Here is a 25,824-nt window from a genome sequence, read left to right on the forward strand (position 1 = left end):
ATGACTGGCATTAGGTATGGCAGCCCCGTGATATGGGGCGTATTTAGGCAGTGGTGGTGTATCGCTCGGCGACATCGGATTGTCGAATCTGCGCCAGTAAACCCTGACGTGCAGCCTGCAAGGCATCCCAGCGGGCGGCATCCTGCAAGGGAGGAATAGTCACGGGTTCGCGACGATCAAAACCTACCAGCGCCGCATCGACCAGATCGCCGACCTCCATCACGTCAGTCAGGGTATTGATGTCGATGCCTGCTCGCTCCCAGATCTCGGTACGCGTGGCGGCTGGCAAGACGGCTTGCACGTAGACGCCTTTGGGCGTCAATTCCAGGCTCATGCCTTGGGATAGAAACAGTACAAAGGCCTTGGTCGCGCCGTAGACCGTCATGCCGAACTCCGGCGCCAGGCCCACCACTGAACCTATGTTGATAATCGCGCCGTCCCCGGCCTGGGCCAGGCGAGGGGCGATGGCGCTGGCCAGCCGCACCAGCGCGGTCGTGTTGAGCGTCACCAGTTGAGCAACGCTGTCGGTGGACTGTTCGATAAAGCTGCCGGATTGCGCGGCACCCGCATTGTTTACCAGGATGCCAATGCTGGTGTCCTCGCGCAGGCGCGTTTCGACAGCCGCCAGGTCGCTGCTGTGGGTCAAGTCAGCCTGAAGTACCTCGATGGCGACCTTGTGTTTATCGCGCAGTTGCGCTGCCAGCGCCTCCAGTCGATTTTTGTCGCGGGCGACCAGGATGAGGTCGTGGCCGCGTTGCGCGAAGCGCTCGGCATAGGTGGCGCCGATGCCCGTCGAGGCGCCAGTGATGAGGACGGTGTTAGGGAGTCTCATGGCTTGATTCTCTGTTGTGGATGTAGGGCGGGAACGTTCGCAAAGGTGACGTTCAGGGGTGGCGTTGGCCGCTTTCAGTCAGTGGCGGGTAGTCGATGTAGCCCGCGGCGCCGCCGCCATACAGGGTGGCCGGGTCAAAGGCGGATAAAGCCGTATCGGTCTGGAGTCGCTCTACCAAATCAGGGTTGCCAATGAACGGACGGCCGAAGGCAATGAGGTCGGCTTTGTCTTCAATCAGTGTCGACGTGGCCAGGTTCAGGTCGTAGCCATTGTTGGCGATGTAGGTGTTATTGAAGCGTTGGCGCAAGGCGCCGAAGTCGAAGGGCGCCACGTCGCGAGGCCCGCCAGTGGCGCCTTCGACCACATGCAGGTAAGCCAGGCCGAGGGCGTTGAGTTGATCGACGAGGTAATCGAATTGGGCTTGCGGGTCGGTGCTGGACACCCCATTGGCCGGCGACACTGGCGATAGGCGGATGCCCGTGCGCTCAGCACCGATTTCGCTCACTACCGCCGCCGCAACCTCCAGCAACAAGCGCGCACGATTTTCAACCGAGCCACCGTAGGCATCCGTGCGCACATTCGCGCCGTCCTTGAGGAACTGGTCAAGTAAATAGCCGTTCGCACCATGGATTTCTACACCATCAAAACCAGCCGCAATTGCGTTTAACGCGGCGCGACGAAAGTCGCCAACGATGCCGGGCAGTTCGCTGATGTCGAGCGCCCGAGGTTCAGAAACATCCACGAAACGATTGTTGACGAACACCTTCGTCGCTGCACGGAGCGCAGAGGGCGCCACCGGTGCTGTGCCATTTTCCTGAAGGTCGGTATGGGACACGCGCCCCACATGCCACAGTTGCAGGAAAATGCGTCCGCCCTTCGCGTGAACGGCTTCTGTGACAGAACGCCATCCGTCTATCTGTGCCTGCGTATAAATCCCGGGGGTGTCTTGATAACCCTGGCCCTGCTGTGAGATCTGCGTGGCCTCGGAAATCAACAGGCCTGCAGAGGCTCTCTGACTGTAATAGGTCGCAGCGTGCTCGCTTGGAACAAAGCCCGCGCCCGCACGGTTCCGTGTCAGGGGGGCCATTACGATTCTGTTGGAAAGCGTCAGTGAGCCGAGCGTGTAGGGTTCAAACAAGGTCTTGTCGTTCATATCGATTCCATACTCGTTGATCAATGACGGCGACCTGCGCCGTAGTGGCAGAGGCTTGCAGTAAGGAATTTATGATGTCGATCATAATCAAAGATGTCAACGTTTTTGATTATGACTGACATCAGAGTATAGTCAGGCCATTGTTCAGGAGGCACAGGAGCGCAAAATGAAGATCACCAAAACGCAATCCATCGCCAACCGGGCTCATATTGTGGAGACGGCGTCAGCGCTGTTTCGTGAGCGTGGCTACGATGGCGTCGGGGTGGCAGAGCTGATGGCGACTGCCGGTTTTACCCAGGGCGGGTTCTACAAACACTTCGGTTCCAAAGCAGACTTGATGGCCGAGGCCGCTGAAAACAGCCTTTCGCAATCCCTGGCCAATACCTGCCACCTCGACGTTACGGGGTTCGTCAACATGTATGTGTCGCGCGAGCACAGAGACGGCAGGAGCGGCGGATGCACCATGGCGGCGCTGTGTGGCGATGCTGCCCGCCAGTCAGATGAGTTAAAGGCGACCTTCGCCAGCGGCGTAGAGAGCACCCTCGCAGCACTCGAGGAAAATTACCCGGCGGGTCCGGATACGACGAAGCAAGACGTCCGCGCAAAAATGATCGACCTGCTGGCGCATGCAATCGGCGCAGTGATGTTGTCGCGGGCGTGCCCGGATGACTCTGCTCTGGCGGATGAAATACTCGAAACGTGCCGTGCTGAGATCATGGCGTCGTTGCCGTTGGGTATGCAGAAAGGCGCTGACTGAGTCGATAGCGGACCACCACTCATGGAAACCCCATAGCTAGCGTCTATGGGGTTTAATGGTCAGGGGTTATACGTTTACTTATTGATTGCCAGATTTTTCCTAAGCACGAGCGCAAGCAGGTGAGGGTGTCGACTCTCCTGAAAATAAATCCATCCGCTTTACGCTCTCACGATCCGTTGTTCCTTAACCTCACTCGCATAAGCCTTCATTTTTTTCTGCTGCGCGGCCAACAACGCGCATATTTTCATCAACGTCACGGCCTCATCCGGCGTTCTGTCGCTACCCGCCATCGCCGTCAATTCAACCACCGACCACCCAATCACCGCCGCCGCATCTTCCAGGTCGTAGAACAATTCCTGCTGTGCAGTCCTGGGCCCATCGAGCCCTTGTATCAAATCGTCCATCTATTCCCCCATCAATCTCTGTCCGACACCCGTGTTACAGGTTACTTCCCCCCAGTCACATCCAGAAAGGTCCCGGTGATAAACGACGCCTCTGAACTGGCCAGCCAAAGCACGGCCCGCGCCACTTCTTCGGGTTCTCCGCCCCGGCCCATTGGAATGCTGTCCTTGACGCGATCCACGCGGCCAGGTTCGCCGCCGCTGGCGTGCATGTCGGTGTAGATGTGCCCCGGGCGTACGCAGTTGACGCGTATGCCTTCGCGCGCGACTTCCTTGGACAGCCCGATGGTGAACGTCTCCAGGGCACCCTTGGAGGCGGCGTAGTCGACATATTCGTTTGGGCTGCCAAGCCGGGCGGCGCCCGAGGACACGTTGATCACGCTGCCGCCCTTGCCGTTGTGGCGCAGCGACATGCGTTTCACGGCGTGCTGTGCGCACAGCATCGGGCCGATGGCATTGATTGCGAAAATGCGTTGCATACGGGCGAAGTCGAGGTCTTCGAAGCGCGATTGAGGCGCAATGATGGCGGCGTTGTTGACCAGCACGTCGATACGTCCAAACGTCTCGTCAATGGCGGCGAACAGGTGAGCGACCTGTTCTGGGTCTGCACTGTCGGCGCGAATGGCCAGGGCGCATCGCCCCAATGCTTGCACATCGGCCACCACGCCGAGGGCGGCGGCCTCGTTGCTGACGAAGCTGATTGCCACATCGTAGCCTTGCGCAGCCGCCAGCCGCGCCGTTGCCGCGCCGACACCTCGGCTGCCGCCTGTGATCAAAATGAGGGGGGCTGAAGAGACAGTATCCATTGCTTGCGCCTTTTAGGAGGGCTGAGGGTTCAGCCGATAAGGATCGTGCCGGTCGCAATGACCACGCACGCGAGGACTTTTCGGACAGTCAGTGACTCGCCCAGGAAGTAATAACCGATCAATGCCGCGAACACTACGCTGGTTTCGCGCAACGCCGACACGGCACCCATCGGCGCCTCTGACATGGCATAGATAACGATGCCATAGGCCAGCAGGGAGACCAGCCCACCCAGGAAGGCCGTGATGAAACCTGGGCGCGGCGTGAGCAGGCTGCGCGTGCTGCGCAGGCCAACGTAAACCAGGGGCATCGTGATGCCCCAGAGCGCACACATCCACGCGGTATAGGCCAACGGCGCGTCGGACAGCCTTGCGCCGATGCCGTCCGTCACGCTGTAGGCCGCAATGAAAACGCCCGTGCCCAAGGCGTAAGGCAGGCTGGGGACGGCCAGCCTGCATTGTTTGAAGGCCAGTGAAATGATGCCGCCTGACACCAATACGATGCCTATCAGCGCGCCTGCGCTGACCGTCTCGTCGGCGAATGCGAAGGCGAACAGGGTGATCAGAATGGGCGAGGAACCACGGGCAATCGGGTAGGTTTGCCCAAGGTCGCCGACTTTGTAGCTGCGCACCAGGAACAGGTTGTAACCGACGTGCAACACGCCCGACAGGACCGCGTACGGCCAGCTGGCGGCGGCGGGCGGCGTGAGGAACAAGGCAATGACCGTGCTGGCGACGGCCACCGCCAGGCACATCACGGTCATTGACCACAGCCGGTCGTTGCCGGCGCGCAACAGCGCGTTCCAGCTGGCATGCAGGAGCGCGGCGAAGAGGATGAGTAGAACGATAGGAAAAGGCATGCGCCATATTAAGTAACATTATGGCTGGGCCTGAAAGCGAAGTCCGCTCATCCTGGCATGAGTGATTATTCATGCTTTATCGATAGCGCTGCTGGGCTTGGATTGATTCGGCCAGCAGCCAGTGACGGAAACTGATGATGTGAGGCTGGGATTCGATCCCTTTGGGGCAGACAAAAAAGTAGGCGACCGGTGAAGCGAACGGCACCTCAAACAGCCTCACCAGGCGACCGTCGTTGATTTCAGCTTCGACGTGGCCGCTACGGGCCAAAGCAATGCCATGGCCCAGTAATGCCGCCTCAATGGTCATGTTGGTATCAGCAAACCTGACGCTTTCGTTGAGCGCGCAACTCCCGACGCCGACGTGTTCAAACCAGGCTTCCCACTTGGGCACCAAGTCTGCGCCGTCGCGCGTCAGCAGCGGGTAACGCAACAGCTCGGCGGGCTCCTGCGGGGTGCCAAAGCGGTTGAGCAGGTCAGGGCTGGCCACCGGAAATATCTGCTCCCTGAGCATGAACTCCGAGTGCAGGCCGGGGTAATTACCGTTGCCCAGGCGGATCGCCACGTCTGAATCTGCGCTGGAAAACGTGATTGCTTTGTCGCTGGTCTCCAGCGTGATCAGAATCTCCGGATGCTGTTGCGACAAGCTCGGCAACCTCGGGAGCAACCATTTCAGGGCGAAGGAGTAGGTGGCGCTGACCTTGAGCCGGACCCTGCCTTTTTGTTCCCTGAGGTCAGACAGTGTGGCCTCCAGGTTCATGAAAAACTCGCGCACGATGGGCGCCAGCGCCGCACCGGCGGGGGTCAAGCGCAACGACTTGCCACGCTGGAACAGCTGCAGGCCCCAGAGGTCTTCGAGGTGCTTCAACTGATGACTGACGGCGCTCTGGGTTACATGCAACTCCTCTGAAGCCGAGGTGAAGGTCGCATGCCGGGTGGCAACCTCGAAAGCACGCAGCGTGGCGGTTGGAGGTAGGTCTCTCATTGGTCGGCCCCGGCGAGTCTTGTGGAAATCGTTTCCATGAATGAAGGCTCATGGTAATTGATTTGCGTACTTTGACTCGACCTCACGGTTGCCAGGTCTGCGCAAAGGGTTGAGGTAACCCTGGAGCGGTCTTCACGTTGTACCGTCACGCATACAAACCCTACCATCGCGTTACACGATAGCCGTGACGCCTTTCGGTTCGCACTGTCATATCCAGCGAGAAGTTAATCTCGTCAAGTAAGAGAGTGTGGTCATGAAGTTGAGTTATCTAACTAAGGCGGCTGTGGTTGTCGCGTTGTTGTCGACCTTGTCGGGCTGCTGGATATTCATGCCACCGGGAGGTGGCGGTGGTGGTCATGGTGGCGGACATGGTCAGGGCGGTGGCCCAGGTGGCCCAGGCGGTGGTGGCGGTCCGCGTTAACGGACAGGCAAAAATAGCGGCAAGCCATGATGAATGGTTTGCCTTTTTTTTGCCTGCCAATCGCAGTTTGGGCCGAGGCGTTTATTCCAGCGTGACAAATCCCAGGCAAAGAAAAGCCCGCGTGGGGAGCGCGGGCTAAAAGGATGTTCATTAGGAGCTGGATTCACCATAAGCGCCCATCTGTGAAAGGTTTGTGAAAGCTTTGGCAAAAAAGTGTATGCCTTAATCGTACTGTGGCTGTACGGGTCAGGGCGGTCCATAAGCCTTTACTGTCACAGGACTATCACCTGTGTTCGGATGCCGCGTCATGTTCATGTCTACCAGCCTGTTGTCAGCCTTTGTACTGTTCGCCTTCGTGTCCTCGATCACGCCAGGCCCCAATAACACCATGCTGCTCGCCTCTGGCGTGAACTTCGGGTTCCGCCGGTCGATGCCTCATGCGCTGGGGATCAGTATGGGGTTCATGCTGCTGGTGATCTCGGTGGGCCTGGGGTTGGGCGAGGTGTTCAAGCTGTTCCCATGGGCGTACACGGTGTTGCGCTACGTCGGCGCGGCGTACCTGTTGTACCTGGCGTGGAAGATCGCGACGGCGGGCGGTATGTCCGACAGCGATGATGCGCAGGGCAAGCCGATGACGTTCCTCGGCGCGGCGGCGTTCCAGTGGGTGAACCCCAAGGCCTGGATCATGGCGTTGGGTGCTATCACCACCTATACGCCGGCCGAAGGCTACGTCACCAATGTGCTGGTGATTGCACTGGTGTTCGCCGTGGTCAACTTGCCCAGCGTGTGCGTGTGGGTCGGGTGTGGCAGCGGCTTGCGCAACGTGTTGCGTGAGCCGCGCTGGCTGAGGGTCTTCAATGTGTCGATGGCGGGGCTGCTGGTGCTGTCGCTGTACCCGATGTTGTTTGCCGGTTGAGCGTCACACGGGGGAGATGGTCGCCAGCAGGCCGATGCCGATGGTCAACACCAAAAAGCCGAACAGGAAAAGTGCCATCTTGGTCATAAGGCCTCCGAAGGGAAGGGGGTAGGAATGGCGCTATTGTCCGCCCAAACAGTGTTTCGATACAGACGCAGATAGCGAAGAAAAAACCGTATCAGATGCCGTTGCCACTGTTCTGCTGCGGGCTTGATGCGGTTGCGGTTTGCTCAAGATCAGCGCCTGAGACAACTCACGTGTTTGCCCCTAAGATGGTGCACATTGCATCAACAATAAGAGTGGGCAAACCCTCGATGGAAAGACGTCAATTCAGCGGTGGCATGAAAGGCAAAAACCTGCGCTACCTCAATGAAACCCAACAGCCGGCCTCGGTCACTCGCGTTGGCTTCCTGTTGCTCGAACATTTCTCCTTGCCCGCATTCACCCAGACCCTCGACACGGTGGTTACCGCCAACCTGCTGCGCCCCGAACTGTTCGCCTCGCGCACCTTCGGTTTGGACGATGGCGAAGTCATCAGCGACCTGGGCCTGGTAATCCGCCCCGACGCGCGCCTTGATGGCGCGGCCCTGCAAGACCTGGAACTGTTGGTGGTCTGCGGCGGTTTCCGTACTGAACTCAAGGCCAGTGAAGACCTCATCCACCTGCTGCGTACCGCCGCCGAGCACGGTATCGGCCTCGCCGGTCTGTGGAATGGCGCCTGGTTCCTCGGCCGCGCCGGTTTGTTGCAAGGCTATCGCTGCGCCATCCACCCTGAACACCGCCCAGCCCTGGCCGAAGTGTCCAAGGCTGCCCACGTGACCAGCGAACCCTACGTGATCGACCGCGACCGCCTCACGGCTTCAAGCCCCTCCGGCGCGTTCCACATGGCGTTGGACTGGATCAAGGGCCTGCACGACAAGGCACTGGTCGAAGGCATCGAAGACATCCTGGCCTTCGAAGAGTCACGTTACCGGCGGATCAAACCCACCGAAAACGTCAGCGTCAGCGCGCCCCTGCGTGAGGTGGTGAAGCTGATGGACGCCAACCTCGAAGAACCCCTGGAACTGGACCAACTTGCCGTCTACGCCGGCCGCTCCCGGCGTCAGCTGGAGCGCCTGTTCAAGGAACAACTGGGCACGACACCGCAGCGCTACTACATGGAACTGCGCGTGACCGAAGCGCGGCGGCTGTTGCAGCACACCGAGCTGTCACAGGTGGAGGTGTTGGTGGCGTGCGGGTTTGTTTCGCCGAGTCATTTCAGCAAGTGCTATAGCTCGTATTTCGGATATCGCCCCTCCAAGGAGAAGCGGTTGGTGAAGTGATTGCACTCGACTCCTCCTGTAGTGAGCGGGCTTGCCCCGCGCTGGGCTGCGCAGCAGCCCCAATCAATACAAAACGCGGTGTGTCAGGTGCTCCTCACCGTCTGGTTTTGGGGCCGCTGCGCAGCCCGGCGCGGGGCAAGCCCGCTCACTACATAGGCTGCGTGTGCTGTTGTCAGAATCGGTCCAGACGATAAGGCGTGAGTGACTGCACTTGATCCTTGCCCGCCAACTCTCGCACCATCTCCGCCGTCACCGCCGCCTGCGTCAGCCCCAAATGCTGATGCCCAAACGCAAGCAACACTCTCCCTTCACACACTCGATCAATAATCGGCAGCGAATCCGGTAACGACGGCCGAAACCCCATCCACGGGGTGGCATCCCGTGCACTCAAATCATCGCGGAACAACCCCTTGCTCAGCCGATGCAGTTGCCAGGCGCGTTGCATGTTCGGCGGGCGGTCGAGGCCGGCGAATTCGACGGTGCCGGCCAGGCGCAGGCCGTCGGTCATGGGGGTCATGATGAATTTGCGCTCCAGGGAGGTGACGGCGAATGGCAGGCGATGCTGCTCGTGGGGCAGCATCAGGTGGTAGCCGCGTTCTGTGTCCAGCGGGATTTTTTTGCCGGTGAGCGCGGTGGTGAGTTTGGCCGAGTGGGCGCCGCAGGCGATGAGTACCTGGCGGGCGCTCAAGGGGCCCTGATCGGTGGTCAGTGAGACGCCATGTTCCTCAAGGCGTGCGTCCTTCACCTCGCGCTGGAGGAATTGCACACCTTGGGCCTTGGCGGCCTGGACCAGTTCGCACACCACGTGGTAAGGGTCGATAAAGTGCCCGGTGCCGGGAAAAAACAGCCCGCCCTGGAGGTGCTCGCTCAGTTGCGGCGCGGCCTGGCGAATGGCATCGCCGGACCAGACCACCACGGGCACTTGCTGTTGCTGCATGCGCCGTTGCAGGGCCTCGATGGCCGGGCGGGAGTCGGCCTGTTCAAACACCAACAGCGAGCCATCCTCGCGCAGCAACTGTGGGCGCCCGATGCTGTGCAGCAAGCGCTGCCAGGCGCCCAGGCTGCCTTCATTGAGCGTGCGTATACCCGCGACCGTGCGCTGATAGCTCGTCGGACGCAGGTTCCACAGCAGGCGCAGGAACCAGGGCAGGGCGCGAGGCAGGTATTTCCAATCCAGGCGCAACGGGCCCATGGGGTCCAGCAGCATGCCGGGCAAGCGCTTGAGGATCGACACGTCGGCAATCGGGAACACCTGTTCGGTGGCCAAGTGCCCGGCGTTGCCATAGGAGGCGCCCCTGCCGGGTGCCTGCTGGTCAACCACCACCACGTGCCGACCGAGGCGCGCCAGTTGCAGCGCGCAGGCGACGCCGATAATACCGGCGCCGACCACTACGATATCGGGATCGGACATCGCCTATGCCTCCCTCTGGCCGTCAAGCAAGCGTCGCAGCAGCAAAGGGTTGCCGTGCTGGAGCGCGGCGGGCAGCAACGCATCGGGGAAATCCTGATAACACACGGGGCGTAAAAAACGCTGGATCGCCGCCGTGCCCACCGACGTGCTGCGCGAATCCGAGGTGGCTGGGAAGGGGCCGCCGTGGACCATGGCATCACACACTTCCACGCCGGTCGGCCAGCCGTTGACCAGCAGGCGGCCGGCCTTGCGCTCAAGCACTGGCAACAGGGCCTTGGCGTCTGGCAAATCGGTTTCGTCCAGGTGCAGAGTGGCCGTGAGTTGGCCTTCGAGATGCTCGGAAACCTGGCGGACTTCCTCGGCATCGGCGCAGACGACTATCAAGGATGCGGCGCCAAAGACCTCGGCTTGCAGGTGTTCATTGGCCAAAAAAGCCTGTGCCTGCGTCACGAACAGATGCGCCTGGCCTTGGTTGGGACCTTCTGCCGCCAGCCCCTTGGCGGCGACCTCGGCATGTTCCGTCATTGCCGCCACCCCTGAAGCGTAGGCACTGGCAATCCCCGGTGTCAGCATGGTCTGTGCTGCACAGGTCGGTAGCCGTTCACCCGCAGCCTTGATAAAGCGATCCAAAGCGGGCCCTTGTACCCCAATCACCAGTCCAGGGTTGGTGCAGAATTGCCCGGCGCCTTGGGTCAACGAAGCGACAAAACCTTCGGCCAACGCCTCAGCCCTGGCTGCCAACGCCGCCGGGAACAGGTACACCGGGTTGATCGAACTCATTTCCGCATACACCGGAATCGGCTCCGGCCGCGCCTGCGCCGCTTGGATCAGCGCAAGGCCGCCGCTGCGAGAACCGGTAAAGCCGACGGCCTTGATACGCGGGTCGGTGACCAGCGCAATGCCGACCTCGCGGCCCGAACCGTACAACAGCGAAAACACACCCTCCGGCAGCCCACATGCTTTGACCGCCTGAGCCACCGCCCGGCCCACCCGTTCGCTGGTGCCAGGGTGAGCACCATGGGCCTTGATGATTACGGGGCACCCGGCCGCCAACGCCGAGGCGGTGTCACCTCCGGCCACGGAAAACGCCAGCGGAAAGTTGCTCGCGCCAAACACGGCCACCGGGCCCAACGCGATGTGGCGCTGACGCAGGTCTGGCCGGGGCAGCGGCTGGCGCTGCGGTTGCGCGTTATCGACCCGCACATCCAGCCATTCCCCGGCGCGGACGGTGCGGGCGAACGTGCGCAGTTGCCCGCAGGTGCGCCCGTGTTCGCCTTGAATGCGCGCGCTGGGCAGGCCGGTTTCGGCAACGGCGCGGTCGATCAGCTCATCGCCCAATGTTTCGATCTGCGCGGCGATGGCTTCAAGCAGCGTTGCGCGCGCCTCCAGCGATGTCTCGCGGTACCCGTCAAACGCCGCCCACGCCAAGGCGCACGCCTGCGCGACCTGTTCGCCGTCGCCGCCCAAGTAGGCCGGCTCCAAGGCTGTGTCGGTGGCGGGATTGATCGCCCGGATGGGCTCGCGATTGCCGCCAGTGGCGTGCTGACCGATCAGCATCTTGCCTGTCAGAGTCATGGAATCGTCCTGGAAAAAAAAGGGTGGCCGCTGCGAGCGCCGCAGCGGCACGCAAGGGCTCAGGCGACGTTCTGTTCCGCCGACCAATGGGCGTACCATTGCCGGAAGAGCACGTACTGCGTTTCTGCGTAACGGCGCTGAGCGTCGCTGAGCTCATCGGTCTCGTTGAAGTGCAGGGCGTACTCCTTATCGCCGTTAAGCACCATCAGGTGTTTGTAGTACAACACCAGGTCGCAGCCTTCATCGAACGACGATAGCACCGCGAGCGCGGCTTCCAGTTCACGTGCCTGGCGGCGGGCCTTGGCGTCGCCCTTGGCGGCTTTTTTGCTCAGTGCCACCAGTTGCAGGACTTCCCGCGGCAGTGCGTTGCCGATGCCGGTGATCGCACCCGTGGCGTTACAGTTGACGAAGCCGTGCACCACCTGGGTGTCGACACCGACCATCAGGGTCACGTTATCGTCCTGGGAGGTGATGTGTTCGGCGGCATAGCGCAGGTCGGCCCCGCCGCCGAACTCCTTGAAGCCGATCAGGTTCGGGTGTTCGCGGCGCAGTTCGAAGAACAGCTCGGCGCGGGTGGCGAAGCCGTAATACGGGCTGTTGTAGATCACGGCCGGCAGGTTCGGCGCGGCCTTGAGAATCGCCGAGAAGTGCGCCTTTTGCGCGGTGGCCGAGCCACCACGGGACAAGACGCGCGGAATCACCATCAGGCCATGGGCGCCGACCTTGGCGGCGTGGGCGGCGTGGGCCACTGCCTCACGGCTGTTGACCGCACCCGTACCGACGATGGTCGGCACGCCGGCCGCCACCAGCCGCGCCACGCCTTCCTGGCGCTCGGCCTCGGTGAGCAACGGCCAGTCGCCCATGGAACCGCAATACACCACGGCGCTCATGCCGATATCGATCAACTCGCGGCCCTTGGCAACCAGGGCATCGAAGTCCGGCTTGCGCGCGGGCGTGCACGGGGTCATCAGGGCGGGGATGCAGCCGGTGAAGATGTTGTCGCTCATTGTGCTAACTCCTGCAATCGTTCAGTTAAAGGTGGCCCGGGCTCAGATGCCCCAAGCGAAAGGGTCCTGTTCGTCGATCAGCAAGGTGCTGTCGGCGGTCATGTAGGCGCGGCCGGTGATGAAGGGGCGCACGCGTTCGCCGTCCCACTCATAGCGGCCCTCGAATTGGCTGCCGGTGATGCTCGCTTGTGTCCAGGTTGCTCCGGGCGCAAGTGTTCCATCGGCGGCCAGGCAGGCCAGCTTGGCGCTGGTGCCGGTGCCGCACGGTGAGCGGTCGTAGGCTTTGCCGGGGCACATGACGAAATTGCGGCTGTCAGCGTGGTCGTCGTCGGCGAACAGCTCGATATGGTCGATCAGCGCGCCGTCGGCACCGTGGATACCTTGGTCTTCAAGGGCCTTGAGCATCGCCCAGGTGTAGTCGGTGAGGGCATCGACGTTGTCCATCTGCAAGCGCTGGCCGTGTTCGGACACCAGGAAAAACCAGTTGCCGCCCCAGGCGATATCGCCCAGCACCACCCCGTGGCCCGGCACCTCCACCGGCACTTGGTGGCGATGGCGGTAGGCGGGCACGTTGCCCAGGGTCACGGCGCCGTCTTCGTGCAATGTCGCCTCTACCAAGCCGACAGGCGTGTCGATGCGATGCACGCCGGGTGCGATGCGACCCAAATGGTGCAAGGAGGCGACCAGGCCAATCGTGCCGTGCCCGCACATGCCCAGGTAGCCGGCGTTATTGAAGAAGATCACGCCGCAGACGGCGCCCGGCGTGACCGGCTCGCAGTACAGCGCGCCGACCAGAACATCGTTACCACGCGGTTCCAGAATGCAGGCACGGCGCCATTTATCATGCTCGCTGCGCAGGTTATTCAGCTGCTCAGCCAGGGTGTTGCCGATGAGCGTGGGGAAACCGTTCATCACCAGGCGCGTCGGTTCGCCGCCGGTGTGGGAGTCGATCACATGCAATCGCTTCATAAAACGCTCCAGAATCAGTGGGTGGCCGGGGTCAACGGGGCGCGGTCGAGGGGCTCGTCGACCGTTTCGCTTTCATCGGCTTCGTGTTCCAGGCGCACCAGATGGGCCGGCACGCCAGTGGCTGCGCCCCAGTAGTAAATGCCCAGCGCGCAGACCGCGACGACGAGGGTGTCAAACGGGTGGGCGAGTACGCCGATACCGCCAAAGCTGCCGAGCTTGGAGAGCAAAAGGGTCACCGCATAGAAGCCGATCAGCCACGCGGATGAGCGCACTTGCTGCTTGAGGTTGAGGTGCGCGGTCGGCACCCAGCGCGCGCACAGCAGGTACACCCCGAACATCAGGATTTGCAGGCCGAGCAGCCAGGAAACCGTACTCCAGCCCGACCAATACACGATCAACGCGGCGATGATGAACGACAGGGGGCCGAGCACCGCCATGCCCTTGACCCGGAACGGGCGCGCCATTTGCGGTGCATTGCGTCGCAGTGCCGCGACGGTGACCGGGGCGACCGCATAGCTGAGGATCAACGCGGCGGACACCACATTGATCAGCGCTTCCCAGGACGGGAACGGCAGGGTCCAGAACACCGACAAGCCAAAGGTCAGCCACAGCGCCGGGCGGGGGATGCCGGATTTCTCATCGATACGCGTGAAAATCTTGAAGAACGTGCCTGTCTGCGCCCAGCCATACACCACACGTGGGGTGGCATTCATGTAGATGTTGCCGCAGCCGCTGGGGGAGATCACCGCGTCGGCCACCACCAGGTACGCCAGCCAACCCACGCCCAGCGCCAGGGCGATATCCCGATAGGGCAGCGCCAGTTGTTTGCTGATCCCGGCCCAGCCATCGGCAAGCATTTCCGTGGGCACGCCACCGAGGAACGCGGTTTGCAGCAACACGTAGATGGCGGTCGAGAGCAGTACCGAAAGGATCAACGCAATCGGAATGGTGCGTTGCGGGTTCTTCACTTCGCTGGCCACCGAGATGATCGGCGTGAGCCCCAGGTAGGCGAAAATCACGCCGCCGGCCGACACCGCCATCTCGATACCTGACAGACCAAACGGCGCGAAACCCTGCACCTGGAAATTCGCCGGCTTGAAGAAGGTGAAGAGCACGCCAATCACCAGCAACGGCACAATGAACTTGAACACGCTCACCATGTTATTGGCGATGGCGAAGGTTTTCACGCTGCGGTAATTGAGGATAAAGAACAGGCACAGCAGGGCGAACTGCACCAGCCAGCCGAGGGTGGTCGGGTCGCTGGAACCGGCTTTGGTCAGCTCGGGAAACCACGCCGCAGCGTATTGGCGCGAGGCGACCACCTCGATGGCCACCAGGCTGGAGAACGCAATCAGCGTGATAAAACCCATGAGGTAGCCCAGCAGTGGGCCGTGGGAATAGACCGGGTAGCGCACCACGCCGCCGGCGCGCGGTAATGCGGCGCCCAGTTCGCAGTACACGATGCCCAGCAGCAGCACCGCGAAACCACCGATCAGCCAGGAAATGATGCCCGCAGGACCTGCAATGGCGGAGACGTGACTGGCAGCAAACAGCCAGCCCGAACCAAAGATGGCGCCCAGCCCGATAAAGGTGAGGTCCATCAATGAAAGTTGTTTCTTGAACTTGCCTTGACCTGACATAGCGTCGCCTTCTTGTGAGTTATTGGATAGGCATGCAGTGCCCCTACAGTGAACTCATGAACGGCGGCGCGATTGATGTTTTTTGCCGACAACGATGACGAAATCAGCACAGTTTGCACCGCTCGACAGCGCCTCGGGCATCGGGCAATCTGCTACGCGTCGAGGCCGTCAGTGGGGATCAACCGTCATGATGCAGAGCGCGTTTGCGACCCTTTGCCAAGGGCCTGAGGCCAATCGGCCCCACAGCATCGAGCAGCTATTGGCCGGCGTGGCGCAGTTACTGCCGATGCTCGATGTGATCCCCAATGCGGCGATTTTCATCAAGGACACCGAGGCCCGTTATGTGCTCGCCAACCACACCCTGGTGCAGCGCTGTGGCCTCAAGCACCTGCAACCGTTGCTGGGCAAGACCAGTGCTGAAGTGTTCCCCGCGCAACTGGGGCCGGGTTACACCGAACAGGATCAGCGCGTGCTGGAGCAGGGGTTTGTACTGGAGGACCAGCTGGAATTGCACCTCTATGGCACCCGTGAACCGGGTTGGTGCCTGACCCACAAGTGGCCGCTGTACAACCACATGGGCGCAATCATCGGCCTGGCGGGCATCTCGGTGGACCTGCAAACCGCCAGCGAAAGTCACCCGGCCTACCAACGCCTGGCGGCCGTCGACGCGCACATCCGCGCGCACTTCAACCGCCGCGTCACCCTGGGTGAGCTGACGCGCATCGCAGGCATTTCCGTGGCGCAACTGGAGCGCTACTGCAAACGCGTGTTCCACCTCACGCCCCGGCAGATGATCCAGAAGGTGCGGTTGGAGCATGCCCACCGCTTGTTGCACACCGACATGCCGATCACCGAGGTGGCGCTGCAGTGCGGGTACACCGACCACAGCGCTTTTACTCGCCAGTTCAAGGCCTCGACGGGGTTTACGCCGAGGCAGTATCGGGAGACCTGAGCACCTACCTGCTGGGGTGTTAATGAACATCCAACTGTGTGCAGGCTGCCTGTGGGATTCACCGCCGACCCAAGGGGCTGCTTCGCAGCCCGGCGCAGGGCAAGCCTGCTCACCACAGCAAGCCCGAACGGTGGTTGCTTTGTGTCAGTGCGGCCAGCGCAATGCAACGAATGGCCCGCACAACCCTCATATGTTCACGAGTAATGCATCACGACGACAGGTATCAGGCTTATGACGGCGGCTGAAAACAACCATGTGAACTGGCTGGTGGAACAATCGATGCTGCACGCGGCACGCCAGCGGGCCAAGCTCTATTCGGGCCAGGGCCGGTTGTGGCAGCAACCCTATGCGCAGACGCGGCCACGGGATGCCTCGGCCTTGTCGTCCGTGTGGTTTACCGCCTACCCGGCGTCGATTGTGACCCGTGAAGGCGGCACGGTGTTGGAGGCGCTGGGGGATGAAGCGCTGTGGCATGCCTTGTCGAAGATCGGCATTCAAGGCATCCATAACGGCCCGTTGAAAAAGTCCGGCGGCCTGAACGGCTCGGAGCACACGCCCACCATCGACGGCAATTTCGACCGCATCAGTTTCGAGATCGACCCGCAACTGGGCACCGAAGCGCAATTGCAGGCGTTGACGCGCATGGCGGCGGCGCACAATGCGGTGATCATCGACGACGTAATCCCGTCCCATACCGGCAAGGGCGCGGATTTTCGCCTGGCCGAGATGGCGTACGAGGATTATCCCGGCCTTTACCATATGGTGGAGATCCGCGAAGAAGATTGGCCATTGCTTCCTGACGTCGCAGAGGGCCGCGATGCGCAGAACCTCAGCCCCGTCCAGGTGGATGCCTTGCGTGACAAACACTACATCGTCGGCCAGTTGCAGCGCGTGATCTTCTTTGAGCCCGGCGTCAAGGAAACCGACTGGAGCGCCACAAACGTGGTGCTGGGCGTGGATGGCAAGCCGCGCCGCTGGGTGTACCTGCACTACTTCAAGGAAGGCCAACCGTCGCTGAATTGGTTGGACCCGACCTTCGCCGCACAGCAGATGATCATCGGCGATGCCCTGCATGCCATCGACGTGATGGGGGCGAAGATCCTGCGCCTGGACGCCAACGGGTTTCTCGGCGTGGAGCGCAAGCTGGACGGCACGGCCTGGTCCGAGAGCCATCCGCTGTCGATCACCGGTAACCAACTGCTGGGCGGGGCGATTCGCAAGGCCGGTGGCTTCAGCTTCCAGGAGTTGAACCTCACCGTGGATGACATTGCATCCATGTCTCACGGCGGTGCCGATCTGTCCTACGACTTCATCACCCGCCCGGCGTACCAGCATGCACTGCTGATGGGCGACGCCGAGTTCCTGCGCCTGATGCTGCGCGAAATGCACCGCCAGGGCATCGATCCCGGTTCGCTGATCCATGCGTTGCAGAATCACGATGAATTGACCCTGGAATTGGTGCACTTCTGGACCCTGCACGCCCATGACACCTTCCTGTACCAGGGCCAGACCTTCCCCGGCAATATCCTGCGCGAGCACATTCGCGAACAGATGTACGAACGCCTGACCGGCGAACATGCCCCCTACAACCTCAAGTTTGTGACCAATGGTGTGTCCTGCACCACCGCCAGCATCATCACGGCGGCGCTGGGGATTCGGGATCTGGAGGCCATTACGGCGGCGGATATTCTGCAGATTCGCCAGATCCATTTGCTGTTGGTGATGTACAACGCCATGCAGCCTGGTGTGTTTGCCTTGTCGGGCTGGGACTTGGTGGGCGCGCTGCCGCTGGCCGCCGAAGAGGTCGAGCATTTGATGCAGGATGGCGACACGCGCTGGATTCATCGCGGCGCCTATGACCTGGTGGACCTGAACCCGGACGCAGAATTATCCGCCGGCCATATGCCGCGCTCGAAAAGCTTGTATGGCAGCCTCAACAGCCAATTGCAGGACCCTGAGTCCTTCGCCTCGCAACTGCAAAAAATCCTTGTGGTACGCCGGGCTTACGACATCGCCGCCAGCCGCCAGATCCAAGTGCCGGAAGTGCAAAACCCAGGGCTGTTGGTGATGGTCCACGAATTGCCGGCCGGCAAAGGCACGCAAATCACTGCGTTGAACTTCGGCGCCACGCCGATCACCGAGACCCTGCACCTGCCGGATATCGCTGCGGGGATGGTGGTGGACATCATCAACGAACGGGTCGAGGGGGATTTGACGGCGGAGGGCGCGTTCACCATCACGCTGGATGCGTATGAAGGGTTGGCGCTAAGGGTCGTTAGCAGCGCCCCGATCTGACGCCCCCCGATACCCGGTCACCTTGCGCCTGGCAGCGCAAAGTAACCGGGTGAGTCTGTGCAAGGCGTTCGCAAAGGGTGAGCGGCAGCCTCCGGCAGGCTGCGCTTGGAACGGGCCATGAACCATTCCAACACCAAGTATTCCGGTAAGCCGCTGCGCCAGTAACGCTCACCGTGGCTGGGCAGGTGCACCTGTTCGCTGTCGGCAGGCCGGCCATAGATAAACACGTTCGCGATGTCGTAGGCATCAAACGCAGAACCCGCCACGCCAGGCTTGCGTACCACGTGGTCAGCGGCCAGCAGCACATCGAAGCGCCTTAGCCCGGCGCGACTCAATTGCCGGCCTTCCCGGTCGCTGCTGGCGGTGGCGATGCAGTGATAGCTCATGCGGTTCAGCAGCTTTTCGATCTGCACGACATGGGCGTGAAGCGAATCCACGATGAGGATCCGCAGGTGTTTGTCGATCATGGCGGGGTACCTGTCAGCTGTGCGCCGGGCGCGTTCCACATAGGGGTAGGGAAGGGGCCAGCGTACCGATGTCAGGCAGGAGATGATTTAAGACGGGTCTGAAAAAACACGGAGGCGAGCGAACATCCCGATTCGTGATGCCGCCCGCCACCTACCCGCGATGGGGGCTAATCAGTAGCGCTGCGGCACGATGAGTTCCGGCGGCGTCGGGCTGCGCGAATAATCCTCCTGCCTCACGCGCTGCGGCAGTTCGATCACCGGCAGCTCGACTTCTTCATACGGCATCTGCCCGAGCAAGTGGTGGATGCAGTTGAGTCGGGCTTTCTTCTTGTCATCGGCTTGTACCACCCACCACGGCGCTTCAGCGATGTGGGTGCGTTCGAGCATGATTTCCTTGGCCTTCGTATACGCTTCCCAGCGCCGACGCGACTCAAGGTCCATAGGGCTGAGTTTCCATTGCTTGAGCGGGTCGTGAATGCGACTGAGAAAACGCAGGTGCTGTTCCTGGTCGGAGATCGAAAACCAGTACTTGATCAGTTGGATGCCGGAGCGGGCGAGCATCCGTTCGAACTCCGGAACGGTGCGGAAGAACTCTTCGTACTGGTCCTCGTTGCAAAAACCCATGACTTGCTCGACACCGGCGCGGTTGTACCAACTGCGGTCGAACAGCACGATTTCGCCGGCGGCCGGCAGGTGTGAGACGTAGCGCTGGAAGTACCACTGCGTCTGTTCACGGTCATTGGGCGCCGGCAGCGCAGCCACTCGGCAGACCCTCGGGTTCAGGCGCTGGGTGATGCGCTTGATCACGCCACCCTTGCCGGCGGCATCCCGTCCTTCGAACAGGATCACCACCTTGTGGCCGGTCTTGACCACCCAGCTCTGCAATTTCACCAGTTCGCCTTGCAGGCGGAACAGTTCGCTGAAATAAATGCGGCGTGCGGCTTTTTCGCTTCCTTCACCGACGTGCTCATCAAACAGCGCGTTCAGGTCATGGCCATCTTCGGATAATTCCAGTTCCAGCTCTTCGTCACTGTGATCGAGCAATTCACGGTGGATGCGCTGTATCAAGGTGTCTTCTAGTGAGGACATGGCGGAACTCGCGTCGTGGGGGATGGCAAAGTCTTAGTCGCATTTTGTTACGAACCAATGACCACAAAATGCGGTGTTGTGGCGGGAGAGGGGGACAACTGGGCGTTTTGCCACTGCACGTTCATAAAACCGTAACAAGATTGTTGCAGAGTTGCCGAGCCCGAAATCACAAGGATTTTCCTTAATGAAACGTCTGATGAAGTCTGCTGCACTCGCCGTTGCGGTTTCTCTCAGTGCCACCTCGGTGTTTGCCGCCGAAAGCATCCGCCTGACCGGTTCCGGTGCGAGTTTCCCAGCGCCGATCTACCTCACCTGGTTCAAGGATTTCAGCAAGAAAACCGAAGGTGTCACGGTTGACTACCAGTCCAAGGGGAGCGGTGCGGGTGTACAGGACTTCCTGAACAAGACCGTCGATTTCGCCGCCAGCGACTCGGCCATGAAAGACGAAGACATCGCCAAGGTGGCCGAAGGCGTGCAACTGCTGCCGATGACCGCGGGTGAAATCGTGCTGGCGTTTAACCTGCCGGGCAATCCTAAAGAACTCAAATTGCCTCGCGATGTGTACTCGAACATCTTCCTGGGCAAGATCACCAAGTGGAACGATCCAAAGATCGTTGCCGCCAACCCAGGCCTGAAACTGCCTGACATGCCGATCACCGTCGTGGTGCGTGCAGACTCCAGCGGCACCACCGCCGTCTTCACCAAGCACTTGGCGGCGATCAACGCTGAGTTCCAGAAGGACTTGGGCGAAGGCAACACCGTCAACTGGCCCGCCAGCGACAAATTCATCAAGTCGCCGAAGAACGATGGTGTGACCGCCACCGTACGCCAGACCCCAGGCGCAATCGGCTACATCGAGTACGGCTTCGCCAAGCTGGCCAAGGTTGACTTTGCCCAACTGCAGAACAAGGCCGGCAAGTACGTGGTACCGAACGCCGAAAGCGGCGCCGAAGCCCTGGCCGCGGTGAAAATGCCGGAAAGCCTGGTGGCCTGGCTGCCGGATCCGGATGGCGCCAAGTCCTACCCGATCACGTCCTACACCTGGATGATCTTCCGCAAGGACAACGGCAACCCAGCCAAAGCCAAGGCCATGCGTGAAATGGTCGAGTACAGCTTGACTGAAGGTCAGAAAATCGCTGATTCGATGGGCTACATCCCGCTGCCGCCATCGGTGGTCGAACAGGTTCGTAAAGCGTCCGCCAACATTAAGTAAGGCTCGCCAGGCCGCTCTCGGTGAGGGTTTCATCCTTGCCGGGAGCGTTCCCCCCTTGTTCCGGAATTAGCCCATGAACACACCTTTTGTCGTACCGGATAACCCGGATTCTGCGTGCCAGCCGCCGTCCACGAAGGACTTCCTGGTTGACCGCACCTTCCGTGCACTTGCACGCATAGGCGTGGTGCTGGTGCTGGCGCTGGTATTCGCGCTGGTCTTCGAAGTAGGGCGCAAGGCACTTCCAGGCATGGAAAAGCACGGCTTTGATGTGCTCTTCGGCAGCGTCTGGGACGTTAACCAAGGTAAATACGGCATTCTGCCGGCGATTTGGGGCACGCTGTACAGCGCCTTCATCGCGTTGCTGATCGCCGGTTTTTTTGGCGTCAGCATGGCGATCTTCCTGACTCAGGACTTTTTGCCCGCCAAGCTTGCTGCAGTGTTTCGCACCATCGTCGAGTTGCTCGCCGCGATCCCCAGCGTCGTTTACGGCCTGTGGGGGATCTATGTGGTGATCCCGGCGATTCGCCCGCTGACCGCGTGGTTGAACAGCGAGCTCGGCTGGATTCCGTTTTTCGGCACCTCCTTGAGCGGGCCGGGCCTGCTTCCGGCAGCCCTGGTGTTGGCCATCATGATTTTGCCGACCATCGCTGCCGTCTCCCAGGACGCCCTCACGGGTGTGCCGATGAAAACCAAGCAAGCCGCCTATGGCATGGGTACCACCCACTGGGAAGCGATTCTCAAGGTAATGGTGCCATCCGCCGCGACCGGCATCTTCGGTTCGCTGGTGCTGGGCCTGGGCCGCGCCTTGGGTGAAACCATGGCACTGGCCATGTTGGTCGGTAACGCCAACAACATTTCTCTGTCGCTGTTTGCACCGGCCAACACGCTGGCGGCCTTGTTGGCGCTGAACTTCCCCGAAGCCGGCCCGAACGAGATCGAAGTGCTGATGTACGCCGCACTGGTGCTGATGTTCATCACGTTGCTGGTGAACGTCATCGGTTCGATGATCATGGTCTACGCCCAGCGGGGGACTAAACAATGACTGACCTTTCTTCGCCTATCACCGCCATGCCCAGCCTGCAGCGCCGGTTCGAAGGCCGTGCCCTGCGCAGCCTGGTCCTGACTACCCTGGTGTGGTTCGGGGCGTTGCTGGCCAGCGTGCCGCTGATTTCCGTGCTCTACATGCTGATCACCCGTGGCGGTGCACGCTTGAGCCTGGAAGTGTTCACCGAATTGCCGCCCACCGGTTTCGAGACCGGCGGTGGTTTCGGCAATGCCATGGCGGGCACCTTCGTCATGGTCGGTATCGCGGCCGCCATCGCAGTGCCGGTTGGCATTATGGCGGCGATTTTCCTGGCTGAACTGGGGCCGGACAGCAAGCTGGCAAACGCCTCGCGCTTTGCCGCGAAAATGCTCACCGGCTTGCCGTCGATTCTGGCGGGTGTGTTTGCCTACGCCCTGGTGGTGATGACCACCGGCACGTACTCGGCACCGGCGGGTGGCGTGGCGTTGGCCGTGCTGATGCTGCCTATCGTGGTGCTGACGGCCGAAGAGTCGATGAAGATGGTGCCCAAGATCATGAAGGATGCCGCCTACGGGATGGGCTGCACCCGTTCGCAGGTGATCTGGAAAATCGTCTTGCCCACCGGTATGCCCGCGATCCTCACGGGCGTGATGCTCGCCGTGGCACGCGCCGCCGGCGAAACCGCACCGCTGTTGTTCACCGCGCTGTTCAGCAACTACTGGATCTACCACGACGGCAGCCTGGCAGTCATGAATCCGACGGCCTCCCTGGCCGTGCTGATTTACAACTTCTCCGGCATGCCCTTCGACAACCAGCTTGAGCTCGCCTGGGCGGCCTCGTTGGTGCTGGTAATGATCGTACTGGTCGTGAATATCGTGAGCCGTATTTTCGGCAAGCCCAAGTACTAAGAACGGGAGCACCTGAATTTTGAACATGTCATCCGCGCAAATAGCCGCTCCGTTTATCACCCAGTCGCCTGTGGTCATGGACTGCAAGCTGGACAAGATTTTCTACGGCAACTTCATGGCGGTGCGTGACAGCCATGTGCCGATCGAGAAAAACAAGATCACCGGTTTCATTGGCCCGTCCGGCTGCGGCAAATCGACTGTATTGCGCAGCCTCAACCGCATGAACGACCTGGTAAAGGGCTTCCGTTTCGAGGGCCATGTGCATTTCCTCGGCCAGGACGTGTATGGCAAGGGCGTTGACCCTGTAGTCGTGCGCCGTTACATCGGCATGGTTTTCCAGCAGCCCAACCCGTTCTCGATGAGCATTTTTGACAACGTCGCCTTTGGCCTGCGTCTCAACCGCTACAAGGGCGACCTGGGCGACCGCGTCAAGCACGCGCTGCAAGGCGCCGCGCTGTGGGATGAGGTCAAGGACAAGCTCAAGGTCAGCGGCCTGTCGCTCTCCGGCGGCCAGCAGCAACGCCTGTGTATTGCCCGCGCCATTGCCACCGAGCCGGAAGTGTTGCTGCTGGATGAGCCGTGCTCGGCACTGGACCCGATTGCCACGCGCCGGGTTGAAGAGCTGATGGTCGAGTTGAAGAAGGACTACACCATCGCGCTGGTGACCCACAACATGCAGCAGGCGATTCGTGTGGCCGATACCACCGCGTTTTTCTCGGTGGATATCTCCCAGGGCACGCGCACCGGCTATCTGGTCGAAATGGGCGCCACCACGCAAATTTTCGAGAACCCACGCGAACAAATGACCGGGGACTACATCAGCGGCAAGTTCAGCTGACCGACTCATGCAGCGTTTTTCAGGATTGCCAATGTCTGCAACGCATCGTCTTGATCTGGCCGCGATTGAACGCGCACTGCGCGAGGTACAGAGCCGTTTTGCCCAGCTCAGCCGGGACTTTACCGAGCCACGCGACCCGCTGACGGACGAAGTGCTGCAGAATGTGCTTGAAGGCTACGCCCTGATTGACGACTATGTGGCGCGCGGTGTTGACCTGTTCGACCTCCAGCAACTGAACCTGATGCTGGAGATCAATGCCACCGTGCTCTGCGGCAAAGACCCGGTTCGCCGGCAGGAATACGCCCAACACCTGGCGGCCACCGAAGAGCATTTTTTCAACAATGTCGAGGGTGGCATCAAGGATTTATACGGCTGGTACTGCAGGCACCACAGTGAATCGGTGTGGAAGCGCGCCGCCGGTGTCTACGTGCGAGTCCTCAGCAGGCCGCAGTTGTTCGTCGAAGGCAATCACCGCAGTGGGTCGCTGATTGTCAGCTACCTGCTGATGCGCGAGGGCTTGCCGCCGTTCGTACTGACGCTGGACAACGCCGAGGGCTATTTCAACCCGTCCTCGGTCATACGTAACTCCGCTAAACATGGCGTAATGGCATTGTACGAATTGCCCAAGATCAAGAAGAAATATGCAGCGTTCCTGGAAGATAAGGCCCCTGACCCTATGGCGTTTTTCCTGAGCGACACACCGGCGCCCGTCTGCCAAGGGGGCCATTGATGGGAAGGTACCCAGTGCTCGACACAATCAAGCGGGTGTTCAAGCGTCAGCGTATCCGTATCTCTTTTGATATCGACGACACGCTGGCCTGCCAGCTTCACCACAGCGCGACCGAGCACAGCCGTTTGCCGGCGTGTGTACACCGTTGGCTGGGCGAGCCGCTGCGCAGCGGCACCCGCGCCCTGACCCGCGAACTGCGTCGCCAGGGTTGCAGCGTCTGGGTCTACACTTCGTCCGGCCGGACCCCGTCCTACATCCGCCGTTGGTTGCTGCTGTACGGCATTCACGTCGATGGCGTGGTCAACAGCGTGCGGCACAATCAAGCGCTCACGGAGCGCGGGCTGTCGAGCACACCGTCGAAATTCCCGCCGGCATTCGACATCGACCTGCATGTCGATGACTCCGAGGGTGTTCAGCTTGAAGGCTTCGATCACGGTTTTCGCGTTGTGGTCGTGGACCCGGAAGACGAGCAATGGGCGCGGCGCGTGCTGGATGCGGTCGCACAGGTCCAGGCACAGCTCGCACGGCAGCAACCGCAACGGCACAAGGTGCCTGTGCGGGCCTATCCAGGGCTGACGTTGAACGGATAAGCCATTCCCAGGGCTGAGCAAAAAGGGGGCGACTGATGGATCAGTCGCCCCCTTTTTTGGCTTATTTTTCGCTCAACGCACCAAGGAACTCGGTGTGCCGCAACACCTGCGAAAACATGGGCAGCGTGAAGTTTTCAGCAGCCTTTTGTTGCTCATCGGTGAACGTCGCCGTGCAGTCGCTCAAGGTCACCACGTTGTAACCCTTCTCATACCCTGACCGCACCGTACCCTCGACACAGCAGTTGGTCAGGAACCCTGCCACCACCAGGTTCTGGATACCGTTGTTGCGCAGCACCAGGTCCAGGCCCGTGGTCGCAAAACCGTCCAGCCCGCGCTTGCCTTCCACGAGAATATCGCCGGTTTCACGGGTGATCGCTTCCGAGATCTCGGCGCCCCAACTGCCGGTGCGGAACGCGCTGCCGTCGGCGACACCTTTGAGAATCCCATAGTGGCGCGTGGTCAGCTCCGGATAGCCGTCGGCGAACTGGATCGGCAGGTGGATGATCTTCACCCCGAGTTTGCGGGCCTGCTGCACCGTGGTTGCGGTGTTGGCCAGCATGTCGCCGGTGTGCATGACGTCTTTGACGGCGTCATGGAACACGCCGCCGGGCGTGGTGAAGTCGTTCTGGAATTCGATCAAGACAAGGGCGGTGGCGTTTGGATTCATGT

Annotated in this window: 25 protein-coding genes; 11 read left to right on the forward strand and 14 right to left on the reverse strand. The window is 61.0% G+C overall.

Annotation, left to right across the window (positions count from 1 at the left end; all coding sequences use genetic code 11):
* Positions 1-43: 43 nt before the first annotated feature.
* Both AO064_RS12480 and AO064_RS12485 read right to left on the reverse strand, forming a co-directional pair.
* Positions 44-832 carry an SDR family NAD(P)-dependent oxidoreductase gene (locus AO064_RS12480; RefSeq protein ID WP_064053487.1) on the reverse strand — a complete coding sequence of 263 codons (789 nt, stop codon included), beginning with the start codon at positions 830-832 and terminating at the stop codon, positions 44-46.
* A gap of 52 nt (positions 833-884) precedes the next feature.
* The gene (locus AO064_RS12485; RefSeq protein ID WP_064053488.1) at positions 885-1,985 is read right to left on the reverse strand and encodes an alkene reductase; all 1,101 of its coding nucleotides are present in this window, start codon (positions 1,983-1,985) and stop codon (positions 885-887) included.
* A gap of 166 nt (positions 1,986-2,151) precedes the next feature.
* Between AO064_RS12485 and AO064_RS12490 the strand changes: the two genes are divergently transcribed.
* The gene (locus AO064_RS12490) at positions 2,152-2,742 is read left to right on the forward strand and encodes a TetR/AcrR family transcriptional regulator (RefSeq protein WP_064053489.1); all 591 of its coding nucleotides are present in this window, start codon (positions 2,152-2,154) and stop codon (positions 2,740-2,742) included.
* Positions 2,743-2,900: 158 nt separating this feature from the next.
* On the opposite strand, the gene AO064_RS12495 is transcribed toward AO064_RS12490, so the two are convergent.
* From AO064_RS12495 to gcvA, 4 genes are all read right to left on the reverse strand, one after another.
* Positions 2,901-3,146 carry a hypothetical protein gene (locus AO064_RS12495; RefSeq protein WP_064053490.1) on the reverse strand — a complete coding sequence of 82 codons (246 nt, stop codon included), beginning with the start codon at positions 3,144-3,146 and terminating at the stop codon, positions 2,901-2,903.
* Between the two features lie 41 nt (positions 3,147-3,187).
* Complete coding sequence (locus AO064_RS12500; protein ID WP_064053491.1) at positions 3,188-3,949, reverse strand: SDR family oxidoreductase; 762 nt, start codon at positions 3,947-3,949, stop codon at positions 3,188-3,190.
* Between the two features lie 29 nt (positions 3,950-3,978).
* Complete coding sequence (locus AO064_RS12505; protein ID WP_064053492.1) at positions 3,979-4,806, reverse strand: DMT family transporter; 828 nt, start codon at positions 4,804-4,806, stop codon at positions 3,979-3,981.
* A 76-nt stretch (positions 4,807-4,882) separates the two neighbouring features.
* Complete coding sequence (gene gcvA, locus AO064_RS12510) at positions 4,883-5,788, reverse strand: transcriptional regulator GcvA (RefSeq protein WP_064053493.1); 906 nt, start codon at positions 5,786-5,788, stop codon at positions 4,883-4,885.
* A gap of 728 nt (positions 5,789-6,516) precedes the next feature.
* Here gcvA and AO064_RS12520 point away from each other — a divergent pair.
* On the forward strand, positions 6,517-7,125 hold the full coding sequence (locus AO064_RS12520; RefSeq protein ID WP_043205408.1) for a LysE family translocator: 609 nt from the start codon (positions 6,517-6,519) through the stop codon (positions 7,123-7,125).
* Between the two features lie 341 nt (positions 7,126-7,466).
* Entirely contained in the window at positions 7,467-8,447 is a 981-nt protein-coding gene (locus AO064_RS12525) for a GlxA family transcriptional regulator (RefSeq protein WP_043205407.1), read from the forward strand.
* A gap of 172 nt (positions 8,448-8,619) precedes the next feature.
* On the opposite strand, the gene AO064_RS12530 is transcribed toward AO064_RS12525, so the two are convergent.
* Genes AO064_RS12530 through AO064_RS12550 form a run of 5 tightly spaced genes read right to left on the reverse strand, consistent with a single transcriptional unit; the run spans position 8,620 to position 15,049 of the window.
* Complete coding sequence (locus AO064_RS12530; RefSeq protein WP_064053495.1) at positions 8,620-9,858, reverse strand: NAD(P)/FAD-dependent oxidoreductase; 1,239 nt, start codon at positions 9,856-9,858, stop codon at positions 8,620-8,622.
* 3 nt (positions 9,859-9,861) lie between these two features.
* Entirely contained in the window at positions 9,862-11,433 is a 1,572-nt protein-coding gene (locus AO064_RS12535; protein WP_064053496.1) for an aldehyde dehydrogenase (NADP(+)), read from the reverse strand.
* 59 nt (positions 11,434-11,492) lie between these two features.
* Complete coding sequence (locus tag AO064_RS12540; protein ID WP_064053497.1) at positions 11,493-12,440, reverse strand: dihydrodipicolinate synthase family protein; 948 nt, start codon at positions 12,438-12,440, stop codon at positions 11,493-11,495.
* A gap of 42 nt (positions 12,441-12,482) precedes the next feature.
* Positions 12,483-13,409, reverse strand: coding sequence for a 4-hydroxyproline epimerase (locus AO064_RS12545; RefSeq protein WP_064053498.1), 927 nt, complete (start codon positions 13,407-13,409; stop codon positions 12,483-12,485).
* 14 nt (positions 13,410-13,423) lie between these two features.
* Positions 13,424-15,049: an APC family permease gene (locus AO064_RS12550; protein ID WP_064053499.1), complete on the reverse strand. Its 1,626-nt coding sequence runs from the start codon at positions 15,047-15,049 to the stop codon at positions 13,424-13,426.
* A gap of 187 nt (positions 15,050-15,236) precedes the next feature.
* Here AO064_RS12550 and AO064_RS12555 point away from each other — a divergent pair, with 187 nt between their 5' ends.
* A complete protein-coding gene (locus AO064_RS12555) occupies positions 15,237-16,001 on the forward strand; it encodes an AraC family transcriptional regulator (protein WP_012724483.1) in 765 nt (254 codons plus the stop codon).
* Between the two features lie 231 nt (positions 16,002-16,232).
* Positions 16,233-18,296: a maltose alpha-D-glucosyltransferase gene (gene treS, locus AO064_RS12560; protein ID WP_064053500.1), complete on the forward strand. Its 2,064-nt coding sequence runs from the start codon at positions 16,233-16,235 to the stop codon at positions 18,294-18,296.
* Positions 18,297-18,313: 17 nt separating this feature from the next.
* On the opposite strand, the gene AO064_RS12565 is transcribed toward treS, so the two are convergent.
* Both AO064_RS12565 and ppk2 read right to left on the reverse strand, forming a co-directional pair.
* The gene (locus AO064_RS12565) at positions 18,314-18,763 is read right to left on the reverse strand and encodes a hypothetical protein (protein WP_064053501.1); all 450 of its coding nucleotides are present in this window, start codon (positions 18,761-18,763) and stop codon (positions 18,314-18,316) included.
* Between the two features lie 171 nt (positions 18,764-18,934).
* A complete protein-coding gene (ppk2, locus tag AO064_RS12570) occupies positions 18,935-19,852 on the reverse strand; it encodes a polyphosphate kinase 2 (protein WP_012724480.1) in 918 nt (305 codons plus the stop codon).
* Between the two features lie 184 nt (positions 19,853-20,036).
* Between ppk2 and pstS the strand changes: the two genes are divergently transcribed.
* From pstS to AO064_RS12600, 6 genes are all read left to right on the forward strand, one after another.
* The gene (pstS, locus tag AO064_RS12575) at positions 20,037-21,065 is read left to right on the forward strand and encodes a phosphate ABC transporter substrate-binding protein PstS (RefSeq protein WP_064053502.1); all 1,029 of its coding nucleotides are present in this window, start codon (positions 20,037-20,039) and stop codon (positions 21,063-21,065) included.
* Positions 21,066-21,138: 73 nt separating this feature from the next.
* Positions 21,139-22,107: a phosphate ABC transporter permease subunit PstC gene (pstC, locus tag AO064_RS12580; RefSeq protein WP_012724478.1), complete on the forward strand. Its 969-nt coding sequence runs from the start codon at positions 21,139-21,141 to the stop codon at positions 22,105-22,107.
* Positions 22,104-22,997, forward strand: a complete 894-nt coding sequence (pstA, locus tag AO064_RS12585) for a phosphate ABC transporter permease PstA (RefSeq protein ID WP_012724477.1) — start codon at positions 22,104-22,106, stop codon at positions 22,995-22,997. The genes pstC and pstA overlap by 4 nt, the downstream gene beginning before the upstream one ends.
* Before the next feature lie 76 nt (positions 22,998-23,073).
* Positions 23,074-23,835, forward strand: a complete 762-nt coding sequence (pstB, locus tag AO064_RS12590; RefSeq protein WP_217649954.1) for a phosphate ABC transporter ATP-binding protein PstB — start codon at positions 23,074-23,076, stop codon at positions 23,833-23,835.
* Positions 23,836-23,866: 31 nt separating this feature from the next.
* Complete coding sequence (locus tag AO064_RS12595; protein WP_064053503.1) at positions 23,867-24,565, forward strand: hypothetical protein; 699 nt, start codon at positions 23,867-23,869, stop codon at positions 24,563-24,565.
* The gene (locus AO064_RS12600; RefSeq protein ID WP_064053504.1) at positions 24,565-25,155 is read left to right on the forward strand and encodes a hypothetical protein; all 591 of its coding nucleotides are present in this window, start codon (positions 24,565-24,567) and stop codon (positions 25,153-25,155) included. Before AO064_RS12595 ends, AO064_RS12600 begins: the two co-directional genes overlap by 1 nt.
* A 61-nt stretch (positions 25,156-25,216) precedes the next feature.
* Here AO064_RS12600 and AO064_RS12605 read toward each other — a convergent pair whose 3' ends face one another.
* Positions 25,217-25,822 carry a cysteine hydrolase family protein gene (locus AO064_RS12605; RefSeq protein ID WP_064053505.1) on the reverse strand — a complete coding sequence of 202 codons (606 nt, stop codon included), beginning with the start codon at positions 25,820-25,822 and terminating at the stop codon, positions 25,217-25,219.
* Positions 25,823-25,824: the final 2 nt, after the last annotated feature.

The organism is Pseudomonas marginalis, assembly GCF_001645105.1.
GTDB lineage: Bacteria > Pseudomonadota > Gammaproteobacteria > Pseudomonadales > Pseudomonadaceae > Aquipseudomonas > Aquipseudomonas petroselini.

What these genes read in the sequence shown, in the direction of transcription:
- AO064_RS12555 (WP_012724483.1), top strand. Translation starts at nt 15,237, where the DNA reads ATGATGCAGAGCGCGTTTGCGACCCTTTGCCAAGGGCCTGAGGCCAAT.
- AO064_RS12530 (WP_064053495.1), bottom strand. Translation starts at nt 9,858, where the DNA reads ATGTCCGATCCCGATATCGTAGTGGTCGGCGCCGGTATTATCGGCGTC.
- AO064_RS12540 (WP_064053497.1), bottom strand. Translation starts at nt 12,440, where the DNA reads ATGAGCGACAACATCTTCACCGGCTGCATCCCCGCCCTGATGACCCCG.
- AO064_RS12595 (WP_064053503.1), top strand. Translation starts at nt 23,867, where the DNA reads ATGTCTGCAACGCATCGTCTTGATCTGGCCGCGATTGAACGCGCACTG.
- AO064_RS12485 (WP_064053488.1), bottom strand. Translation starts at nt 1,985, where the DNA reads ATGAACGACAAGACCTTGTTTGAACCCTACACGCTCGGCTCACTGACG.
- AO064_RS12535 (WP_064053496.1), bottom strand. Translation starts at nt 11,433, where the DNA reads ATGACTCTGACAGGCAAGATGCTGATCGGTCAGCACGCCACTGGCGGC.
- gcvA (WP_064053493.1), bottom strand. Translation starts at nt 5,788, where the DNA reads ATGAGAGACCTACCTCCAACCGCCACGCTGCGTGCTTTCGAGGTTGCC.
- AO064_RS12500 (WP_064053491.1), bottom strand. Translation starts at nt 3,949, where the DNA reads ATGGATACTGTCTCTTCAGCCCCCCTCATTTTGATCACAGGCGGCAGC.
- pstC (WP_012724478.1), top strand. Translation starts at nt 21,139, where the DNA reads ATGAACACACCTTTTGTCGTACCGGATAACCCGGATTCTGCGTGCCAG.
- AO064_RS12495 (WP_064053490.1), bottom strand. Translation starts at nt 3,146, where the DNA reads ATGGACGATTTGATACAAGGGCTCGATGGGCCCAGGACTGCACAGCAG.
- AO064_RS12545 (WP_064053498.1), bottom strand. Translation starts at nt 13,409, where the DNA reads ATGAAGCGATTGCATGTGATCGACTCCCACACCGGCGGCGAACCGACG.
- AO064_RS12480 (WP_064053487.1), bottom strand. Translation starts at nt 832, where the DNA reads ATGAGACTCCCTAACACCGTCCTCATCACTGGCGCCTCGACGGGCATC.
- treS (WP_064053500.1), top strand. Translation starts at nt 16,233, where the DNA reads ATGACGGCGGCTGAAAACAACCATGTGAACTGGCTGGTGGAACAATCG.
- ppk2 (WP_012724480.1), bottom strand. Translation starts at nt 19,852, where the DNA reads ATGTCCTCACTAGAAGACACCTTGATACAGCGCATCCACCGTGAATTG.
- AO064_RS12565 (WP_064053501.1), bottom strand. Translation starts at nt 18,763, where the DNA reads ATGATCGACAAACACCTGCGGATCCTCATCGTGGATTCGCTTCACGCC.
- AO064_RS12490 (WP_064053489.1), top strand. Translation starts at nt 2,152, where the DNA reads ATGAAGATCACCAAAACGCAATCCATCGCCAACCGGGCTCATATTGTG.
- AO064_RS12600 (WP_064053504.1), top strand. Translation starts at nt 24,565, where the DNA reads ATGGGAAGGTACCCAGTGCTCGACACAATCAAGCGGGTGTTCAAGCGT.
- AO064_RS12520 (WP_043205408.1), top strand. Translation starts at nt 6,517, where the DNA reads ATGTTCATGTCTACCAGCCTGTTGTCAGCCTTTGTACTGTTCGCCTTC.
- AO064_RS12525 (WP_043205407.1), top strand. Translation starts at nt 7,467, where the DNA reads ATGAAAGGCAAAAACCTGCGCTACCTCAATGAAACCCAACAGCCGGCC.
- AO064_RS12505 (WP_064053492.1), bottom strand. Translation starts at nt 4,806, where the DNA reads ATGCCTTTTCCTATCGTTCTACTCATCCTCTTCGCCGCGCTCCTGCAT.
- pstA (WP_012724477.1), top strand. Translation starts at nt 22,104, where the DNA reads ATGACTGACCTTTCTTCGCCTATCACCGCCATGCCCAGCCTGCAGCGC.
- pstS (WP_064053502.1), top strand. Translation starts at nt 20,037, where the DNA reads ATGAAACGTCTGATGAAGTCTGCTGCACTCGCCGTTGCGGTTTCTCTC.
- pstB (WP_217649954.1), top strand. Translation starts at nt 23,074, where the DNA reads ATGGACTGCAAGCTGGACAAGATTTTCTACGGCAACTTCATGGCGGTG.
- AO064_RS12550 (WP_064053499.1), bottom strand. Translation starts at nt 15,049, where the DNA reads ATGTCAGGTCAAGGCAAGTTCAAGAAACAACTTTCATTGATGGACCTC.
- AO064_RS12605 (WP_064053505.1), bottom strand. Translation starts at nt 25,822, where the DNA reads ATGAATCCAAACGCCACCGCCCTTGTCTTGATCGAATTCCAGAACGAC.